Source organism: Flavobacterium endoglycinae, assembly GCF_017352115.1.
GTDB classification, from domain to species: Bacteria; Bacteroidota; Bacteroidia; order Flavobacteriales; family Flavobacteriaceae; genus Flavobacterium; species Flavobacterium endoglycinae.
Genome location: NZ_CP071448.1, coordinates 1,573,737 through 1,594,037, shown reverse-complemented (window position 1 = coordinate 1,594,037; position 20,301 = coordinate 1,573,737). Strand labels below are relative to the sequence as shown.

The window sequence follows — 20,301 nt, the reverse complement described above, 5'->3', positions numbered from 1 at the left end:
TTTTCACACATAGCTATGTTTTTTTAAATAAATGAAATGCCTTTAACGACAAAGAAAACCAATGATTCTATGGGTTTACTAATTATGCTCAACGATAGGATGTAAAAATGAAAAACTTTGCCCAACTCATAAAAACGCTGGACAGCTCCAATAAGACGAATGTAAAAGTCGATGCCCTTACGATGTATTTTAAAAATGCATCGCCTGAGGATAAAGTCTGGACCATTGCGATTCTTTCGCATCGTCGTCCGGCACGACCTGTTAATACCACTTTGCTGCGTCTTTGGGCAAACGAATTAGCGAATATTCCGTTGTGGCTGTTTGAAGAAAGTTATCATATTGTAGGCGATTTGGCCGAAACTATCGCATTGATAATTCCCACTACAAACGAACATTCTGACAAAAGTTTAACCGAATTTTTACAGGAAATAATCGCTTTGAAAAAGAAGCCCGATTCGGAGAAAAAAGAATATCTGCATGAAAACTGGAAAGCTCTGAATTATTATGAACGTTTTGTTTTTACGAAACTAATAACCGGAAGTTTCAGAATCGGCGTAAGCCAAAAATTAATGACACGAGCTTTATCAAAAGCAGAAGATGTAGATGAAGATGCTTTGGCTTATAAATTAATGGGAAACTGGAATCCTAATACAATCACTTTTCAGGAATTGATTTTGGATGAAAAAAGTTCAGATTATCTCTCAAAACCTTATCCGTTTTATCTCGCTTATCCCATTGAAGGAGAAATTGAAGATTTAGGGAGTCCAGAAGATTGGTCAATAGAACATAAATGGGACGGCATTCGTTCGCAAACTATTATTCGCGACAATGAAATTTATGTCTGGTCAAGAGGCGAGGAGCTGGTAACCGATAAATATCCAGAATTTCAGGCTTTCATTGGATTGATACCAAACGGAACCGTAATTGATGCCGAAATATTAGCTTTTCCATCCAATCAAATAGGTACATTTAATGATCTTCAAGCTAGAATTGGACGCAAAACCATTTCGGCCAATCTGCTCGAAAAAGTGCCGGTTATTTTAAAAGCATACGATATTTTAGAATGGGAAGGTCAAGATGTTCGAAATCTGGCTTACAGCGAAAGAAGAGCTTTACTGGAAAATTTATATGATGATATTAAAGATTTAAATACGCCATTTAGGTTATCCGAAAGAGTTTCGTTAAAAACTTGGGAAGATGTTACCAATGAGAGAATGCGTGCCCGAGAAATGAGAAGCGAAGGTTTGATGCTAAAACGAAATACATCGCCGTATCAGGTGGGGAGAAAAAAAGGTGATTGGTGGAAATGGAAAATAGAACCTTTAACCATAGATGCCGTTTTAACCTATGCCATGCGCGGACACGGACGAAGATCAAACCTCTTTACCGATTATACTTTTGCACTCTGGCAGACAAATGAAAACGGTGAAAAAGAACTCGTAACTTTCGCAAAAGCGTATTCCGGTTTAACCGATGCTGAATTTCGACGTGTTGATGATTTCATTAAAAAGAATACTTTAGAGCGTTTTGGTCCCGTTCGAAGTGTAACGCCTCAATTGGTTTTTGAAATTGGTTTCGAAGGAATTTCACTTTCTAAAAGACACAAAAGCGGTGTAGCAACACGATTTCCAAGGATTTTAAGATGGCGACACGACAAGAAAATAGAAGACGCCAATTCTATTGAAGATTTAAAAAATATGATTTCGTAATTTTTAAACACATAGAAACATAGACTAAAATGTTTGTAAAAGAATATAAAAGAAACAAGTTTCCACACATAGCTATGCGTATTGATGAAAGTGAAGCGCCTTTAACCACAAAGAAAATCTATGTTTCTATGTGTTAAAATAAATTATTTAAATGAACCGAGAAGAACTATACATAATCGCCGAAAATTGGTTTAGAGATCAGGGCTGGAAAGCATTTCCGTTTCAAACCCAGACTTGGACTGCTTTTCTGCAGGGCAAAAACGGGTTGTTAAATGCACCAACAGGGAGCGGAAAAACCTATGCTTTATGGTTTCCGGTAGTTCTCGATTACATCAAAAAAAATCCCGATTATAAAACGAAGCACAAATCTGGATTAAAAGCAATCTGGATAACGCCTCTGCGTGCACTTTCGGTAGAAATTAAACAAGCAGCTGAACGAATTATCGATGATTTGGATTTGCAATTAACTGTCGGAATCCGGTCGGGAGATACTTCACAAAGCGAAAGGGCGAAGCAGAAAAATAAAATGCCGGATTTGTTAATTACAACACCCGAAAGTTTACAACTTCTGCTGGCGGCAAAACAATACGAAAAAACGTTTGCCAATTGCGGTTCAATTGTAGTAGATGAATGGCATGAATTGTTAGGAACGAAGCGCGGTGTGCAAATGGAATTGGCTCTTTCCCGACTTAAAACTATTGCGCCTAAAATGCGTATCTGGGGAATTTCGGCAACCATTGGTAATCTCGAATTAGCGCAGCAGGTTTTGTTAGGTCCAGATTCTGAGGCGTATCAAAATTCAGTTTTAATAAAAGCTCATATCAACAAAAAAATAAAAATAGAATCGATTCTTCCAGAGAAAATGGAAAGTTACCCGTGGCGCGGACACATGGGATTACATTTAATCGATGAGGTGGCTAAAATTATCAGAAAAAGCAAAACTACTTTAATTTTCACCAATGTTCGTTCTGCCTGCGAAATCTGGTATCAGGCAATTTTAGAAAAATATCCTGAATTTGCAGGAGAAATGGCCATGCATCACGGCAGTATCAGCAGAGAAATTCGGTTATGGGTCGAAAGCGCTATTCGTCATGAAGAATTAAAAGTCGTGGTTTGTACTTCGAGTCTCGATCTCGGCGTCGATTTTGCGCCCGTAGAAACTATTATTCAGGTTGGCGGACCAAAAGGTGTTGCGCGTTTTTTGCAGAGAGCAGGACGAAGCGGACACCAGCCGGGAAAAGAAAGTGTCATTTATTTTCTCGCTACTCATGCTATGGAATTAATTGAAGCTTCGGCATTAAAAAAAGCAGTTGCCAAAACCGTTGTCGAAGATCGAATGCCGTATTTAAACAGCTGGGATGTTTTGGTGCAATACTTAAATACACTGGCGGTTTCTGACGGATTTTTTCCAAATGAAATTTTTGAAGAAGTAAAAACGACTTTCTGTTATCAAAATATAACTAAAGAAAACTGGAATTGGATTCTCAACTTTATTACAAACGGAAGCCAGAGTTTGCAAGCTTACGATGAATTTAAAAAAGTAGAAATTGAAGAAGACGGACGTTTTAAAATCAACAATCGTTTTATTGCGATGCATCATCGAATGCAGATTGGAACTATTGTGGGTGATGCCGTTTTGAATGTAAAGTTTTTAAGCGGCGGGTTTATTGGAACTATCGAAGAATGGTTTGCTTCGAAATTACAGCGCGGCGACGTTTTTACTTTTGCAGGAAGAAGACTGGAATTGTTTCAGATTAAAAATATGCAGGTTCTAGTTCGAAAAGCCGATCCTAAGAAAACATCAAAAACCGTCAGCTGGATGGGCGGACGCATGACATTATCGGCACAAATGAGTAAGTTGCTTCGGGAAGAATTATATGCAGCTAACACCGAAAACTTATCTCCGGAATTAAAAGCATTAAAACCCATTTTTGACAGACAGCGCAAAGAAAGTATCGTTCCTAATAATGACGAATTTCTAATTGAAACTTTTAAAACCAGAGAAGGTTTTCATGCTATTTTTTATCCTTTTGAAGGTCGTTATGTACACGAAGCTTTGGCCAGTTTAATTTCGTACAGAATCAGTCTGCTGTCGCCAATTACTTTTTCGCTGGCGTATAATGATTATGGATTTGAACTGCTTTCGGATCAGGAAATTGATATGGAAGCTGTTTTTGATAATGACTTATTTACAACTGCATATGTACATTATGATTTACAGAAAAGTTTAAACTCAACCGAAATGGCGCGAAGAAAATTTCGCGATATTGCAGTTATTGCCGGCTTAGTATTTACCGGAATGCCTGGAAAACCCGTTAAAACAAAACATCTGCAAAGTGGTTCTCAATTGATTTTTGAGGTTTTCAGAGATTACGAACCTGATAATTTATTATTGCAGCAGGCTTTTACAGAAACATTCGAACATCAGCTCGAAGAAGGACGTTTGATTCAGGCATTGGAAAGAATCAACAATCAGAAAATCGTTTGGAAACAATGTTTAAAACCAACACCTTTTAGTTTTCCAATAATTACCGACCGTCTGAGAGAAAAATTATCGAGCGAAACTTTACAAGAAAGAATTAAAAAGATGACGGCGAGTTACATGAAATAATAAAAACATGAATATTACAATCAACAATCAAAATTTTATATTACATCCCTGCGGTGCGGCTTTTTGGGAAGAAAAGAAAATACTCTTAATCTCTGATCTGCATCTGGGAAAAATAGCGCATTTCAGGAAACACGGAATGGCAATTCCTGAAAAAGCGGTTCATGAAAATTTTAATAGGTTGAATGCTATTCTGCAATTATTTGATGTTGAAACAATTATTTTTCTAGGAGATTTATTCCACAGTAAAATTAATAACGAATGGGATTTTTTTGAAGATTGGACTAAAACCGTGACACAGCAGCTTATTTTAGTAGAAGGCAATCATGATATTATTTCTAAAAAATATTATACCGATTTGAATATCGAAATCTATTCAGAAATTACAATACATGATTTTCTGCTGACACATCATCCGTCAACACGAGAAAATTTTTTCAATTTATGCGGACACATTCATCCCGGAATAAAACTTAAAGGATTAGGAAGACAGTTTTTGAGTTTGTCGTGTTTTTTTAGAAAACCAGATCAAATGATTTTTCCGGCATTTGGAGAATTCACAGGCAATTTTTATCTGGTTCCCGAAGAAAATGACAAAGTATATGTACTTGCAAAAGATGAGGTAATCGAAATAAAACGTTGATTAGTTTAATGCAAAAGGAGCACACATTCTAAAAGTAGGAACAATTACTTTGAATGTTTTAGTTGTGGTGAAATTGATCATATTGAAATGACCTTTCATAGCACCATAAGGAGATGATAATAAACAGCCAGAGCTGTAAGTGTGGTTTTCGCCTGGTTTTAAAACAGGTTTTTTACCAATAACACCTTCACCGTCAACAATATCTAAATCGTTTAGTGAGTCGAAAATTTCCCAGTGGCGAGAAGTCAATTGAACAGAATCTTTACTATGATTTTCGATTGTAACCACATAGCTGAATGCAAAGTGAATCTTGTAGTTCTTGAAGTAAGTTCCTTCAAAACTAGTTAAAACCGATATTTTTATGCCTCGAGTAATTTGAGAAACCATACTAGCCTAGTAAATCTGTGTGTTATAGGTACAAAGCTACGAAAAAAAATTAGGAAACCTAAAACCTTAACAATGTTTTAATTAACGATATTTATCGAGTTTGCATTGCCTTTTCCTATCACTCTTTGATAACGATCTGTACTTTCTTTGTAATAAACGAGAATAGTATATTCGTTTTCTGTTTGATAGAAATTTCCATCTATAGCATTTTCATTATCAATATTTCCCTTTTTATCGGCTACTGTATATTGAAAATTGGTGAAACCTTGTTTAATCATTACGGCTTTTTCAAATACTGCTTTATCCGTATTATAATCCATTTTGTATTCTGGCGAAAGGCTGTAATTATTGAACATTCCGGTAATGTAAATGTCTTTGTTTAGTCTGAAAGCGGGAGCCGAAAGTGTAAAATATACCCAAGCATAATCGGCTTCGATACTGTTGTCGGAAGCATTTATATTTTTTACCACAAAATTACCGTTTACATCCTGATAATTGGTGTAAATCTGATTTCCTCTTGCGGCATTGGTATACAAATAGGCATTGTAAATATCATTGTTAGAACCAATTCGGCCTACATTATTATTCGCGGCACGAATGTCTTTATTCTCAAAATATAAAAATTCATTTCCAGCCCAAAACTGTGTTTCGGCATCGTATTTATAAACGAGTTGATTTCCTATTGTATATTGTGGCACGACATTTTTAATAGCAGTATTGAAGTTTCCGTTTTGCAGTAAAAGCACTTTTACGTTTTGTGCTGGCGTTTGAAAAGTAATGTCATTTGAAGCAATAGTGAAATCCAAATTTTGTTTTTGATCAATATTGCTGAGGTTTCGGCTTCGTTTTACCTGCACAGCAACGGTAGAATGATTTTCGTAAACAATAAACCGTCTTGAAAAAACAACCTCTTTATCTTCATTTAAGATTTTCAGCATATAATTTCCAGATAATCTGATTTGTGTTGTAAACTGATTTGGAAAGGTAAGACGGTAATGCGAATAGATCTGAAGGGTATTGAAAGAATTCGAATAATCCATAATTCTCTGGCCGTCGAAACCACGGATATAATCATTTTTTGGAATATCAGAAGGTTTCCAGTTGTAATCGCAGTGAACTAATTCAAAATAATAATTGGCTTCATTTCCAAATAAATCATCAAACTGAAGTTCAATTGTAGAACCTAATTCAAATATAGGAACAACATTATTGCCATTCTGTACAAAAGTGACAGTTTTGATATTGTAAGGAGGATCGATTTCTTTTTCCTGCGCTTTTGCTAAAGTAAAAACAAAAAGAAAAATTAAGCTTGTATATAAAAATTTCGGCATCGCATTACGTTGTAAGATTGTAAATATAAGAATTTTATTAAACGTATTGCGATGCCGAATTATTGGGTTTTGTTAAGAATTTAAAATGTATTCTAAATTCGCTTCAATTTCGTCATTGATGTAGCTTTCCTCTAAAAGCGAATCCGATAATAGTTTTTTGTTTTCTTGCAGCTTGATAATTTTTTCTTCAACCGTGTTTTTAGAAATAAAACGAATCACATTTACTTTATTCAGCTGACCAATTCGGTGAGCTCGCGCCACTCCTTGTTTTTCAGCAAAAGGATTCCACCAAGGATCTAAAAACAATACATAAGAGGCTTTGGTAATGTTCAATCCAACACCTCCAGCTTTTAGCGAAATAAAAAACAACAATGGATTTTCTTTTTCCTGAAACATTTTAACCTGCTGTTCTCTCTTGTCTGAAGGCGTTTCTCCAGTAATTTCGCAAAACTCTATTTTGTTCTCTTTACACCAATCAGTGTAAAAATTTAAATTGGTAACAAACGAACTAAAAATGATTACTTTTTGTTTTGCTTTGACTAAATTTTCCAGATAATTGGTCACTGCAATATATTTTCCCGAATCAATTTCTGAATCTGCGTCAACCATTTTTGGATGATTACTCAATTGTCGCAACTTCATTAAAGTATTGATAATGCTTATTTTATCTGGATTTGAATCTGTTTTCAGCAGGAAATTACGAGCTTTTGATTTTTCTTTCTCGTATAATTTTTCCTGTTCCGGATCCATATCGCAGTAATAAATCTGCTCCGTTAACTCTGGTAAATCTTTTAAAACCTGTTCTTTGGTTCTTCTTAAAATATACGGCTGGATGAGGTTTTTTAATTCGGTTAAAACTTCTTCGCTCTGCTTTTTCTCAATCGGATTTTTAAAATTCTCCATAAAGAAAGCATAACTGCCCAAAATATCTGGATTGATAAACTGCATTTGCGACCATAAATCGTCAAGCGAATTTTCGATCGGCGTTCCACTTAAAGCAATTTTATGTCCTGTGCTGATTTTATTGATGGCTTTAAAAATCTTAGAATTTTTATTTTTGATGTACTGACTTTCATCTAAAATCAAATAACGAAAATCGTATTTTTCTAAAATTGAAATATCACGATGTACAATGCTGTAACTCGTAAAAATTAAGTCGGTAGAATTTATTCTGCTTGCCAATGATTTTCTATCGTTACCCACATATTGCATTTTCGAAAAGTGCGGTGTGAATTTTCCAGCTTCATTAAACCAGTTAAAAACCAATGATGAAGGAAGAACAATCAAAGCTTTTAAAGGTTCTCTTTCGATTGTTGTTTCGTTGGCAAACAAATCAAAATTGGTGGTTTTGGTGGTGAAGCCTAATTGTTCTTGAACAGAAACCAAAACCGATAAAGTCTGCAGCGTTTTTCCAAGTCCCATATCATCGGCTAAACAAGCGCCCATATTGGAATTAAAATGACCTAAAAGCCATTTTACACCATCAATTTGATACGGTCTTAAAGTCGCTTTTATTAAATCTGAACCAGTAAATTCGGCTTGGTGAATTTGGTCTAAATCATTGTCAATTTCCGAAATTCCGTCTAAAGCAGTAAAATTGCTTTTTCTAAGAAGTAAAGCGCCATTTTCTGTTTTGGCTAATTTTGCCAAAGAACCATATTTACTGAACCATTCCAGCGGAATCAGGAAAAAATTCCCGTCAGGCAAAGGGAAAAGTCTTTCTTTACTCTTAATGTTTGGAATAATTTCGCTGAAATTGATTTTATAATGACCAACAGTAATGATAATTTTAATATCAAACCAATCTCCGTTTGTATCTTTTGAGGCAGAAATAGTATGGCTTTCAGTAATGATTTCTTTGCTTTCCAGTTTTAGATTTTGAATATCAAAACCTAAATCTTTCAGCTTCTCTTTATGGTCAATAATCAATTGAATGTTGATGTAAGGATCTGAATTTTCAACATCAGCATTTAATCCAAACAATTCATTTTTGATTTTTTCTAAACCAATTTCGGATAGTTTTTTAATGTATAAACTTTCAGCAGCACTTCGTTTAAACTGAATGATTTTAGGTTCGTTGGCTACGCTGAAATCAACGAAGGAATGTGTTTTTTTAGTTTTGCTCGAGTCAAAAGAATATCCGTTGTAATCAAAATAAAGATTGAGATAATAACAGTTTTTAAAGAAATCAAAAACAGGCTGAATCGTGCAGGAAACAATTGTATCGCGAAGCTCGATTTCAAAACCTGTGGCTTCGATATCTAATTTCTTAGCGATCTGAGGAATAAAACTCTTGAAATAATCATCGACTAACTTTGATGGAATTTCAATGGATTGTTTCTTTAAAAAAGGCATCAGTTTTTTTGAGTTCAACTCTTTTAATTGTCCCAGTTTTTTATTGATAATTAACCAGCCTGGTTCGTCTAAAAGAATATCTACAGTACTGTTCATTGGCAGAAATGTAGTTTCATTTTCCTTTAAAGAAAGCGTATAGGTAATACCTTCCGGATGTTTGTCGAATTGAATCTGCGGTTCAAACTCCAGCGGATCAATGCTGACTCTCGAACGGTAAAAGTCTTTTTCAGGTCCAATGTTTAAGGATAAAGGAAATTGTTCTTGTACAATCAAACTGTAAAAAGAGCCTAAATACAGTTTTAAATGCTGGCGAATAGCAAAATCAATTTTTGAATCTTTTTGAAGATCTGCAATTGTTTTGGCTGATTTGATTTTGGCACTGAATTTTTTGAAGATGTATTCAGGTCTTAGCGATTCGCATGCCGTTAGTATTCTTTTGGTATTAGAATCTAAATTTTCAAAAACGATTCCAAAACTTTCGAGCACATCTTTACTCGCTTTTTTGTCTAAATATTTAATGTCATCAGTATTCTCAACAATATAGGCTGTTGGGAGGTAAGTGTTTAGATTTTTTTCAAAACTGATGTCAAAGCAGAACTGAAATAAATTTGTAAAGTCCAAGGTTTAGGTTTTTTGTTTGGTTTTGATTTGGGAGGCTTATAAAAAGAAAGAGTTTTCAAAATATCAATAATTTGAAAACTCTTTTTAAATGAACTTATATCACTTATAGGATGAAAAATTAGTTTTCCTGTTTAAAGCAAAGCGGAATAATTTCTCCTTTTGCCAAACAGTATTTTTCAACCAATTCTGGTGCAATTTTGTTAGTGTAATCTTCTTCGATCACAATAAAACCAATACTTCTTAATTTGTCGAAATAATCGCGGCCGTAAACACGTACGTGATCGTATTGTCCGAAGATTTTAGCACGTTCTTTTTGATCTGTAATCGAATCATCTGCAAAAGTAACTTCGCGAGATAAATCCTGCGGGATCTGTAAAATTGCCATTCCGCCTGGTTTTAAAACACGATATAATTCCTGCATTGCTTTAGTATCGTCTGGAATGTGTTCTAAAACGTGATTGCATAAAATAACATCGTACTCGTTGTCTTTGAAAGGTAAATTACAGATATCTGCTTTTACATCTGCCAAAGGCGAAAGCAAATCCGTCGTCGTATAATCTAAGTTTTTCTGCTTGCGGAATCTTTTATAAAAAGCCTGCTCCGGAGCAAAATGCAATACTTTTTTGGGTGCTGTAAAAAAATCAGTCTGGTCATTTAAATACAACCAAAGCAAACGGTGTCTTTCTAAAGAAAGTGTACTTGGCGAAAGCACATTGTTACGTTGTTTTCCGTATCCGTAAGGCAAAAATGATTTAAAGCTTTTTCCATCAATCGGATCTGTAAATTTATCTCCTTTTAATGAAAAGGCTAAAATAGGACGAGCCACATAACTCAAACGAATTAATAATGGGCGAGGTATTGTATTTAAAACTAATTTGAAAAGTTTTTTCATGGGGTTATTCCAAAATATTTTTGTTTTCCTGCAAGGTTTTCAAAACCTAGTAGGTATTTATGTTTGAAAAAAGACACCTACAAGGTTTTGAAAACCTTGCAGGAGTTCGAATGTTTTTTAAAATTTTAGAATCTAGGCTAATAACTACAATACTAAAGGGACTTTTCTAAATTCATCTTCTTCGTTGCTTTCAATTCCTAAAGCTTTGTAGATGTATTGAAAAGTCGATAATAATTCTGGTTTACCGTCTACAAGTGCCACATCGTGTTCGAAATGAGCGCTGGCTTTTCCGTCGGCAGTTGTAATTGTCCAGCCATCTTTGTGTTGTTTGATGTTTCTTGTTCCAAGGTTAATCATTGGCTCGATTGCGACAACCATTCCTTCCACAAAAAGTTTTCCGCGGCCGCGTTTTCCATAGTTTGGCATTTCCGGTTCTTCGTGCATTTTCTGTCCAACACCATGTCCAACCAATTCACGAACTACTCCGTAACCGTGGGCTTCAGTATATTTTTGAATCGCATTTCCAACATCTTCAACTCGGTTTCCAGCCTTAAATTCTCTAATTCCAACATAAAGAGATTCTTTCGTTACCTGCAAAAGTTTTTTAACTTCAGGTGCTACTTCTCCAATTTCGAAACTATAAGCGTGATCTCCGTGGTAACCGTTTTTAAAAGCACCACAATCTACAGATATCACATCACCACTTTGTAAAGGTGTATTATTTGGGATTCCATGAACGACTTGAGAATTTGGACTCATGCAAAGTGAATTCGGGAAACCATACAATCCTAAAAAGCTAGGAACGGCACCGTGGTCACGAATGAATTCTTCGGCTAATTTATCTAGATATAATGTAGTAACTCCTTCTTTAATTTCAGAAGCAATCATTCCTAATGTTTTCGATACGATCAAAGCACTTTCGCGCATTAATTCGATTTCCTCTCTGGTTTTTTGGATAATCATATTTTTCAGATTTTCAGTTGGCAAAAGTACAATTTTTATCTCATTTTTTTATGTAAATTTTTTCGCTTAGACTCGAACGAAATGACAGGCGAAGCAATTCTCGAATCTATACAAATTGAAATTGGTGAAATTCAATTTTACCAATTTCAATTTTAGAGACTAAAAAAGAAAATTCGTGAATTCGTGGCTAATAACACAAAAGTTTCTCAGAAAAAAGCCATAAATTAGTAGTAAAAAGATTTGTAATCATGAAAACTACTCTAGATCACGATATAACCAAAGTAAAAGCGCTCAGAAAAATGAAGCGAAATGCTTTGGCTCTTTTGGGTGTTGCGGTGCTTCTGTTTATAATTGCCATTTATTTTAAAATTCCAATGTTACAGGCTTTTAGCGAAGCTGCAATGGTAGGAGGTATTGCCGACTGGTTTGCAGTTGTGGCGTTATTTCGTCATCCTATGGGAATTCCGATTTGGCATACGGCAATTATTCCGACCAAGAAAAATGAAATTGGAGAAAATCTTGGAAATTTTGTTTCAGAAGAATTTCTGAATCGTGAAAAAATGGAGATTAAACTCGAAGAATTCAATTTTGCTGTTAAAGCTTCTGATTGGCTTTCGCAGGAAGAAAATGCGAATAAAATTGCCAATGTCGTAGCGGTAAATTTAATTCCAGGGATTTTAAAAACCATAAAAGACGAAGAGGTACGAAGGTTTATTCAGGTTCAGTTTAAAGAAAAATTAGAAGGGATCAATTTTGGGAATTGGGTGGCACTTGCATTAGAACCTTTGCAAAAAGGAAATGTAAAGGACGAGTTATTGACGAATCTTTTGCAAGTAATGAGTGCCGAATTGACAAATAACAAAGATCTAATTCGAAAAAAAGTAAAAGCGTCAACTCCGTTTTTGAGTTTTGGTTTGGCTGATAAAAGCATTTCAGAAGGGATTTTTAATGGTCTTCAGGATTTTCTGGAAGAAGCCAAAAATCCTCAAAGTGCTGTGAGAATTAAAATTGACGAGTACGTTTATAATTTCCTTGATAAAGTAAAAAACTCAGAAGAAATGAGATTGAAAATCAATGAAATGATTTTGGGTTTTGTTGGGAAAAAAGAAGTTCAGGATTATATCAACGGAATTTGGGATGAGATAAAACTTTCGATAACCAATGATTTAAATAAAGGTGATGATTCTTCTATTAAGAATAGTATTTCTGGACTAATTCAGACTTTTGGAAATGGAATTAAAGAAGATCAAATTATGATTGACAAGATCAATAATTTTATTAAAAATGATTTGTTGTCGGTTCTTTTGAATAATAAAAAGGTAATCGGCGATTTGATTTCCTCAACTGTAAAAAGTTGGGACGGAAAAGAAGTTTCAGAAAAATTGGAACTTGAAATAGGAAAAGATCTTCAATACATTCGCATCAATGGAACTTTAGTAGGAGGTTGTATTGGACTGGTTATTTATGGTGTTGAACAGTTGTATCATTTTATATTTTGATTGCAAAAAAATAAAAGCACAAGTTCAGGCTGAGCGAAGTCGAAGCCTTCTTTGTTTCATAAGGCTTCGACTTCGCTCAAGATGACATCATTGTAAAAATAAAAACCATATAAATGAACTTATATCACTTATATGGTTTTAAATATTTATTGGGTAATTTTCTATAACAATGAATGACAAGTCATTGCATTTGGCTGCTGTACTCCCATTAATTCTAAGATAGTAGGAGCAACATCACCTAACACACCATCTTGGATGCTTTTTAATTGTTTGTCAACTAAAATAATCGGCACCGGATTAGTAGTGTGTGCTGTATTTGGACTTCCGTCAGGATTAATCATGGTTTCGCAGTTACCGTGGTCAGCAATTACGATTGTTGTATAATCGTTTGCAAGAGCTGCATCGATAACTTGTTTTGCGCAGGCATCAACAGCTTCACAAGCTCTAATTGCAGCACTCATGATTCCGGTATGACCTACCATGTCGCCATTTGCAAAGTTTAAACATACGAAATCAACTTCGCCTTTGTTTAATTCAGGAACAAGGGCATCTGCTAATTCGTAAGCGCTCATTTCTGGCTGTAAATCGTAAGTCGCTACTTTTGGAGAGTTTCTTAAAATTCTTGATTCACCTTCAAAAGGAGTTTCTCTTCCTCCTGAGAAGAAGAAAGTTACGTGAGGATATTTCTCAGTTTCTGCAATACGGATTTGTTTCTTACCTGCTTTTTCTAAAACCTCACCAAGAGTTTCTGTAATATTATCTTTGTTGTAAACTACTTTTACATTTTGGTATGTTTCGTCGTAGTTGGTAAGCGTTACATAATACAAGTTTAATTTGTGCATGTTTTGCTCGTGGAAATCATGCTGAGAAAGTGCTTCCGTAAGTTCGCGTCCTCTATCTGTTCTAAAGTTAAAGAAGATCACAACGTCGCCTTCAATAATCGTAGCAAGTGGTTTTTCGTTTTCATCAACTATAACAACCGGTTCGATAAATTCGTCAGTTACGTCTTTTTCATAGCTTGCTAAAACACTAGAAACGGCATTTTTAGAAGGAGTTCCAACTCCGTTCACTAATAAATCATAAGCTAATTTTACACGTTCCCATCTTTTATCACGGTCCATTGCATAGTAACGCCCCACGATTGAAGCGATTTTTACAGGAGTATCTTTAATATAATCTTCTAAATCGTGAATGTATTTTGCACCCGATTTTGGGTCAACATCACGCCCGTCTGTAAAAGCGTGAACATACACTTGATCTAAACCGTATTCTTGAGATGCATCGATTAAACCACGTAAATGAGAAGTATGAGAGTGAACACCTCCGTCAGAAACTAATCCTAAAAAGTGTACTTTTTTATTGTTTTCTTTCGCATAGGTAAAAGCATCAACTAATACTTGTTCTTTCGCTAGAGTTTTGTGGGCTACTGCTAAATTAATTTTTGCTAAATCTTGATATACAATTCTTCCAGCACCAAGGTTCATGTGTCCAACCTCGCTGTTTCCCATTTGTCCTTCTGGTAAACCAACGTTTAAACCGTCAGTACGAAGTTGTGCATTTGGGTAGTTTTTGTAAAGACTATTTATAAATGGAACATTTGCATTGTCTATTGCAGATACTTTAGGGTCAGGAGATTTTCCCCAACCATCTAAAATCATAAGGATAACTTTTTTGTTCATTTCTTTTTTGTTTTCTACAAAGATAAGTCATTTCTAAAGTTTAGAAGAAAGCAATGTTTACATTTATATTTAATAAAATGAAGTCTGAGAAAAAATATTAATTTAATTATAGAAGTCTTTATTTTTTAAAATTAATTCACGCTAAGCTCTCTTTCTAATCTTATTTTTGACAGCGTTGTAGTCTATAAAGTATTTTACACTCACAGAAAAGATATGTTTTAATGCATCGTTTGTGAGCAGATTTGTAACATTTCGCTTGAAATCTTTGTCAATAACACGTTCGAAATTAGAAGCATTGTTTCTGTATAATGCCGAAAGCTGGCTTCCAGGTGCAAACCACCACGAATATGATAAATCGGCGTTCCAAGAGTAGAAGCTTGAATTTTTATTTTCAGTATATTGAGGATAAGGATCTAAACGTCCATCAGAATCCAGCTGAAGAATATTTTTATTTTCGGCAGAAGACCAATATTGTCGAACCGCTAAATTAAATGTCATGGCGCTGTTTATGGCGTATTTTCCGCTAAGTGTATTGGCATATGTTATCACATCTCTGTTGGCAAAAACAATGATTTCAGGAGTTGCTTCGTTATCATCGTCGTCATAGCTGTCGATATAACCTTTGTTATTGTTTTTCTTTAAAAGACTAAAAGTATAAGTGAGTAAAAGTTTGTCATTGAATCGATATCTTGGCCCAATATCGACTCCAAATGCAGCTCTTCCAGGCTCATCTGCAATAGAAAGAGTAGGATTTAAATCCAATGCAAATTTGTGATTGTAATTGGTAGATATACTTCCCCATAAATTTATTTTTTTAGGAGTAATAATATATCGGCCATCAGCTCTGGGTTCATAATAATCATACATTTCAACGGGGAAAATAGTTACTCCCATTCCGTAATAATTGTTTTTTACCGTAGAAAGATTCACATTGGCATCAATATTAAATTCTTGAACTTTTCCAGAATCTTTATTGAATTCCGAATACATATTATAATTAAGCCTAAAGCTATTGAAAAGTTTTGTTGGATTTAAGATTCTGTAATTGGCATTTCCATAAAAGCTGTAATAGTTGGTGTAGAAATTAATTCCCAAATCATTTGGGTTAAAATCTTTGGTAACAAAATCAGAGCCAACGCTGTAACGGTATTTTCCACTGGTTTCTGCAAAATTGATAGTACTAAACAAACCTCTTTTGTCTTCGCTGGCATTAATGGTGCTGTATTTTACATTACCAGATAAATTGTAGGTATTGGCTTTTGTGTTTAAATCCCAAACTAATCCTGTTACGTTAGCATCTCTAAAATGACCGTTTCTGATTACATTAGTATTGATGAAAGTTACCGAAGAATTTTTTCTAAAACGCTGGTCAAGTACAATCACATTATAATTGGTAAGCGGTTCTACTATGGTGCGTCTGGTTTCTCCTGTTATAGTATCTTTTATGGTGGCAAAAGTTTTTTCGGTTACGGCATTTAAAATTCCAACTCCCAAACCATTTTTAGTTCTTCCGGAAAGTTTTAAAGCATTAATAAGATTTACGTTTTGTACCGTTTCTGCTATTTCTTCATTATCATTTAGTTCTGGTTCAACAGAAGGTTTTCCGCCAATTCTTCTGGAATAGAACATATTGCCTTTGTTGAATAAATCTGTTCCTTCGGTAAAGAAAGCTCTATTTTCATTGAACTGCTGTTCAAACGGACCTAAATTCAAAATCTGATCATCGTATTTCGTTTGGCCAAAATCAGGAATTAAAATGGCATCTACAGTAAAAGCATCGTTGATTCCGTACTTAATATCCATACCTCCTTTTATGGTTCCATAAGTTTTCTGACCTTCTCCAGCATTTAAATAATATGAAGCATAAGGCATAAAGAACAATCGGGTAGGAGGTTTGATATTTTCAATTCCAGATAATATTCCAGCCTGCTGTGTAAACGTTCCCACTTTTCTGTCGACAAAATTCCAAGTGTATTTATAACGTGTTCTCTTGATTTCTCTAAAGAAATTAATTCCCCAAGTTTGTTTATTTTCTGCAGAAAAACGAAGCGCCGAGTACGGAATCTTAATTTCGACAATCCAGCCGTTCTCGGTCAATGATGCTTTGCTTATCCAAACGGCATCCCAAGAATAATCTTCTCCATTTGCATCAGTCATAATACAATCGCCCTGAACGTCTGCTGCCGAAACATAGAACATGAAATCCTGTTGCCCATCATTGAAACCATTTATAAAAACGCCAAAAAGATCTGCAGTTCCAAAATTATCACGCTGTGAGATTTCTTTTAAAATCTTTGAAGGTTCGTCATCATACATTTTGGCACCTATATATATAGCGTCATTGTCATATAAAATTTTGACTTCTGTTTTTTTACCATCTGGAGCGGGTTTTCCATTATCAGGTTCTAAAGTGATAAAATCTGAAGCTATAGGAGCACTTTCCCAAGCAGTTTCATTTAGTTTTCCATCGATAATGATATTTTGCGAAACAAGCTGTGCTTGTAACACTTTTTTCTGGCCATAACACCAGATATTGAGTAAAATAAAACTGTAAAAAACTAGTTTTTTCATTGGATTTTTAATACAAAATGATTGCAAATGTAGTCTTAATATAAGGATAATAGACATAAAATTCTTCTACTTGTTACACTTTAAGTTTCAAATTTCCCATTTTGTTTTACTTTTTTTAAGAAAAAAGACTAAATCGTTATGATTTTTAGCGTGAGATAAAATCTTACATAAATAACAGAATTATGTTAATAATGTTAAATTTTCAACAAAAAATGCCTGATTTTCAGGCTTGTATTTTGCAAGGGTCGAAATTTTTATACTTTTGCCTTACCCAAATTTATTATTAACCTAAAGAAATTCAATGATTTACAAAATTTATCCTTTATTGGTGTTTTTATTATTGTCTTTTGGTAAAGATTCAAAAAACACAACCGACTTAAAAGTATCAGCAGCAAAATCTATTGCAAAGGTTGAAACAAACCTAAGTGTTGAGGCAAAAATTGAAACCGCTTATAATACATTGCATTCTAGCAGTAATTATAAGCTTCCTGAACTTAAAACTTTTTCAGAAGCCTTAAAAGGGTTTTACCTTTTGAAAGAAAGAGGAATTATTCAAAAAAACATCCTTACTCTAATTGACTTTAGTCTTTCATCAAACACAAAGCGTCTTTGGGTGATTGATATGACTACTAACACTATTTTGTTTAATTCGTTAGTGGCGCACGGAAGAAACAGCGGAGAGGAATTCGCAGCTGCTTTTTCTAATATCAATTCATCTTTCAAAAGTAGTTTAGGTTTTTATGCCACTGGTGAAATCTATCAAGGAAAACACGGAGCTTCTTTACGCCTAGATGGTTTAGAAAGAGGAGTTAATGATAACGCCCGCGGAAGAGGAGTGGTTATGCATGGAGCGGATTATGTTTCAGAATCTTTTATAAGAGATCACAAAAGATTAGGCAGAAGCCAAGGTTGTCCTGCAGTTCCTGTAGAATTAACAGATGAAATAATTCAAGTAATCAAAGATAAATCGTGTTTGTATATCTATCATCCGTCAAGAAGTTTCACGATGGAGCAAAAATTAATGTCTTAATTTACTATACAAATCCGAATCTAAATTATAAATATCAGCTCTGAAAATGAGCTGATTTTTTTTGCACCATGCTGTCCAATACCATTGATACAAAGCATATTTTTTGTTGATTTTAAAACTCATTGTCTTTTTGGAAGCAATTATCGTGTCGATTCTGTCTTTTGAAAATCGTACAGAATCATTTAATATATGTTTGGCCAGTTCTAAAGGGTTTTCTACTCGAACGCATCCAGAACTTAAAGAACGATTGCTTCTAACGAAATAATTTCGGTGATTTGTGTCATGCAGGTATACACTGTGATGGTTTGGAAATAAAATTTTCATTAATCCTAAAGAATTGTTGTAACCTGGACTTTGTATATAGCGGTAATTTCCTGGCTTGTTTTCGTTCCATGCCTGCGGATCTACTACATTGCCTGAGGTATCATAAATTGTAATATTCTTTTTAGCCAGATAATTTCGGTTTCGTTTCATGGCTGGAACTACATCTTCTTTTAAAATAGTAGGCGGAACTGTCCAAGTTGGATTAAATACTACTGTTTTTAGAATAGAAGTAATAACAGGAGTTCTTCTTTTACTAGTTCCCACCACTACATTTCTAACCAGAGTCGTATCTTGATTTTCCACTACATTTAAGCTGTAATCAGGAATATTGATAATAAAATAATTTTCGGCCAATTCATTTGGGTACCATCTCCATCTTTCTAAGTTGGCAATAATCTGCTGTTTTCTTCTTTCTTTAGAATAATTTAAAGCGCTGATTGTTCCCGGACCAATTACACCATCATCGGCTAAACCATGTCGCGCCTGAAATTTTTTAACTGATTCAAAAGTTTTTGCGTCATATATATTGGTAAGACTGTCTTTTCCTGACATATCTTTCCAGAATAAAAGCTTTTGTTTGATTGCTATAAGCGCCGAATTGGTGTCTTTTACCGTAATTTTTTTTAAACTTTCAATAGTTTTGATGTCTTCATCTGGAAACGAATTGATGATTTCCAATGATTTTATCAATTCCTTATAGGTTAATGATTTCGGCTGAATGTTATCTACAATACTATCTAGCTTATTTTTATTGAAAGCTTTAATCAAGACATTGTTTACATCAAAAGTTTTTTCGTCAAGATCCCAATCGCTGTATAAGGTTTTAGGATTTAATTTTCCTTTGTATAAATGATTTAAGAATTTTTCAAAATTATAAGTAAGCAGAATGTCATAAGTGGCCAGATTTGCATCGTTTAAACTGCTTATTCTGCTCTCGAATTTTAATAATTGAGAAGCTTTATAATCCTCAGGTTCAAGACCTAATTTGTCTGCGTTTTTTAGTTGGGACAAAACATACTTGCGCTTTTCGAGATTTCCCCAAACGGTTTTATTATCAGATGAAGCATAGAATTGTTTTAATGTCTCACTTTTAAAAGTACTTAAAATTGCAGTGTCAATCTCTACTTTTCTTTCATCAGTAAGTATGATTTCTGGAGCTTTTCCAATGGCAGCAGGGATTTTTTTTGGTTCCTCTTTTTTACAGCCAATTAAACTGCATACCAATAAAAAAAAGTAAAGTTTCTTCATTCTATAATTTTTTATACATTAAATAATGTTCGCCAACATCTTTGATATCAAAAGGTTCTCCTAGAATTTGGTAATCCATTTTTTTGTAAAATCCAACTGCTGCTGTTCTGGCATTGAACCAAATAAGATCGGTAAAGTGTTCTTTGCAGTAATTTTCACAATGCCTTACTAATGCTTCGCCGTATCCTTTTTTCTGATTATTCTCTAAAATAGCCATACCGCGAATCTGAGCTTGATTTTTTTCGGCAAATATAGCGTTCGTTTGTTTGAATAACGAAATAATTCCTGTTAAATTTTTGTCAACGTACAATCCAAAATGGTGTGTAGAGTCCAAATCATCACCTTCAAAGAGGCAAGATTCGATAGGTTTTCCTTTTCTAAGAACAGGATGACGGACAATATGAGTTTCTTTTGAAGGTATTTCTTTGATAATAGTCATGA

General features: G+C 34.4%; 14 protein-coding genes. 5 read left to right on the top strand and 9 right to left on the bottom strand.

Features of this window, described 5'->3' with window-relative positions; all coding sequences use genetic code 11:
* The first annotated feature begins 107 nt into the window (after positions 1–107).
* The 3 genes from J0383_RS06820 (at position 108) to pdeM (ending at position 4,960) form a co-directional block, all read left to right on the top strand.
* On the top strand, positions 108–1,709 hold the full coding sequence (locus J0383_RS06820; protein WP_207297669.1) for an ATP-dependent DNA ligase: 1,602 nt from the start codon (positions 108–110) through the stop codon (positions 1,707–1,709).
* A 151-nt stretch (positions 1,710–1,860) separates the two neighbouring features.
* Positions 1,861–4,320 carry a ligase-associated DNA damage response DEXH box helicase gene (locus tag J0383_RS06815; RefSeq protein WP_207297668.1) on the top strand — a complete coding sequence of 820 codons (2,460 nt, stop codon included), beginning with the start codon at positions 1,861–1,863 and terminating at the stop codon, positions 4,318–4,320.
* A 7-nt stretch (positions 4,321–4,327) separates the two neighbouring features.
* Positions 4,328–4,960: a ligase-associated DNA damage response endonuclease PdeM gene (pdeM, locus tag J0383_RS06810; protein WP_207297667.1), complete on the top strand. Its 633-nt coding sequence runs from the start codon at positions 4,328–4,330 to the stop codon at positions 4,958–4,960.
* Here pdeM and apaG read toward each other — a convergent pair whose 3' ends face one another.
* From apaG to map, 5 genes are all read right to left on the bottom strand, one after another.
* A complete protein-coding gene (apaG, locus tag J0383_RS06805; protein ID WP_012023834.1) occupies positions 4,961–5,347 on the bottom strand; it encodes a Co2+/Mg2+ efflux protein ApaG in 387 nt (128 codons plus the stop codon). It abuts the gene before it with no gap.
* A gap of 77 nt (positions 5,348–5,424) precedes the next feature.
* A complete protein-coding gene (locus J0383_RS06800; RefSeq protein ID WP_207297666.1) occupies positions 5,425–6,678 on the bottom strand; it encodes a type IX secretion system plug protein in 1,254 nt (417 codons plus the stop codon).
* Positions 6,679–6,750: 72 nt separating this feature from the next.
* Complete coding sequence (locus J0383_RS06795; RefSeq protein WP_207297665.1) at positions 6,751–9,654, bottom strand: DEAD/DEAH box helicase; 2,904 nt, start codon at positions 9,652–9,654, stop codon at positions 6,751–6,753.
* Between the two features lie 118 nt (positions 9,655–9,772).
* Positions 9,773–10,546 (bottom strand): class I SAM-dependent methyltransferase, encoded by a 774-nt coding sequence (locus J0383_RS06790; RefSeq protein WP_008467221.1) that lies wholly within the window; start codon positions 10,544–10,546, stop codon positions 9,773–9,775.
* A gap of 144 nt (positions 10,547–10,690) precedes the next feature.
* Positions 10,691–11,509, bottom strand: coding sequence for a type I methionyl aminopeptidase (gene map / locus J0383_RS06785; RefSeq protein WP_207297664.1), 819 nt, complete (start codon positions 11,507–11,509; stop codon positions 10,691–10,693).
* A 248-nt stretch (positions 11,510–11,757) separates the two neighbouring features.
* Between map and J0383_RS06780 the strand changes: the two genes are divergently transcribed.
* Positions 11,758–13,008, top strand: a complete 1,251-nt coding sequence (locus J0383_RS06780) for a DUF445 domain-containing protein (protein ID WP_207297663.1) — start codon at positions 11,758–11,760, stop codon at positions 13,006–13,008.
* A gap of 161 nt (positions 13,009–13,169) precedes the next feature.
* On the opposite strand, the gene gpmI is transcribed toward J0383_RS06780, so the two are convergent.
* Positions 13,170–14,687, bottom strand: coding sequence for a 2,3-bisphosphoglycerate-independent phosphoglycerate mutase (gene gpmI / locus J0383_RS06775; protein ID WP_207297662.1), 1,518 nt, complete (start codon positions 14,685–14,687; stop codon positions 13,170–13,172).
* Between the two features lie 141 nt (positions 14,688–14,828).
* The gene (locus J0383_RS06770) at positions 14,829–17,258 is read right to left on the bottom strand and encodes a DUF5916 domain-containing protein (RefSeq protein WP_207297661.1); all 2,430 of its coding nucleotides are present in this window, start codon (positions 17,256–17,258) and stop codon (positions 14,829–14,831) included.
* A gap of 301 nt (positions 17,259–17,559) precedes the next feature.
* Here J0383_RS06770 and J0383_RS06765 point away from each other — a divergent pair, with 301 nt between their 5' ends.
* Complete coding sequence (locus tag J0383_RS06765) at positions 17,560–18,288, top strand: murein L,D-transpeptidase catalytic domain family protein (RefSeq protein WP_207297660.1); 729 nt, start codon at positions 17,560–17,562, stop codon at positions 18,286–18,288.
* Here J0383_RS06765 and J0383_RS06760 read toward each other — a convergent pair.
* Together J0383_RS06760 and J0383_RS06755 are read right to left on the bottom strand one after the other, a co-directional pair.
* Entirely contained in the window at positions 18,277–19,860 is a 1,584-nt protein-coding gene (locus J0383_RS06760; protein WP_207297659.1) for a L,D-transpeptidase family protein, read from the bottom strand. The genes J0383_RS06765 and J0383_RS06760 overlap by 12 nt on opposite strands.
* A gap of 1 nt (position 19,861) precedes the next feature.
* Entirely contained in the window at positions 19,862–20,299 is a 438-nt protein-coding gene (locus J0383_RS06755) for a GNAT family N-acetyltransferase (protein WP_207297658.1), read from the bottom strand.
* Positions 20,300–20,301 lie beyond the last annotated feature (2 nt).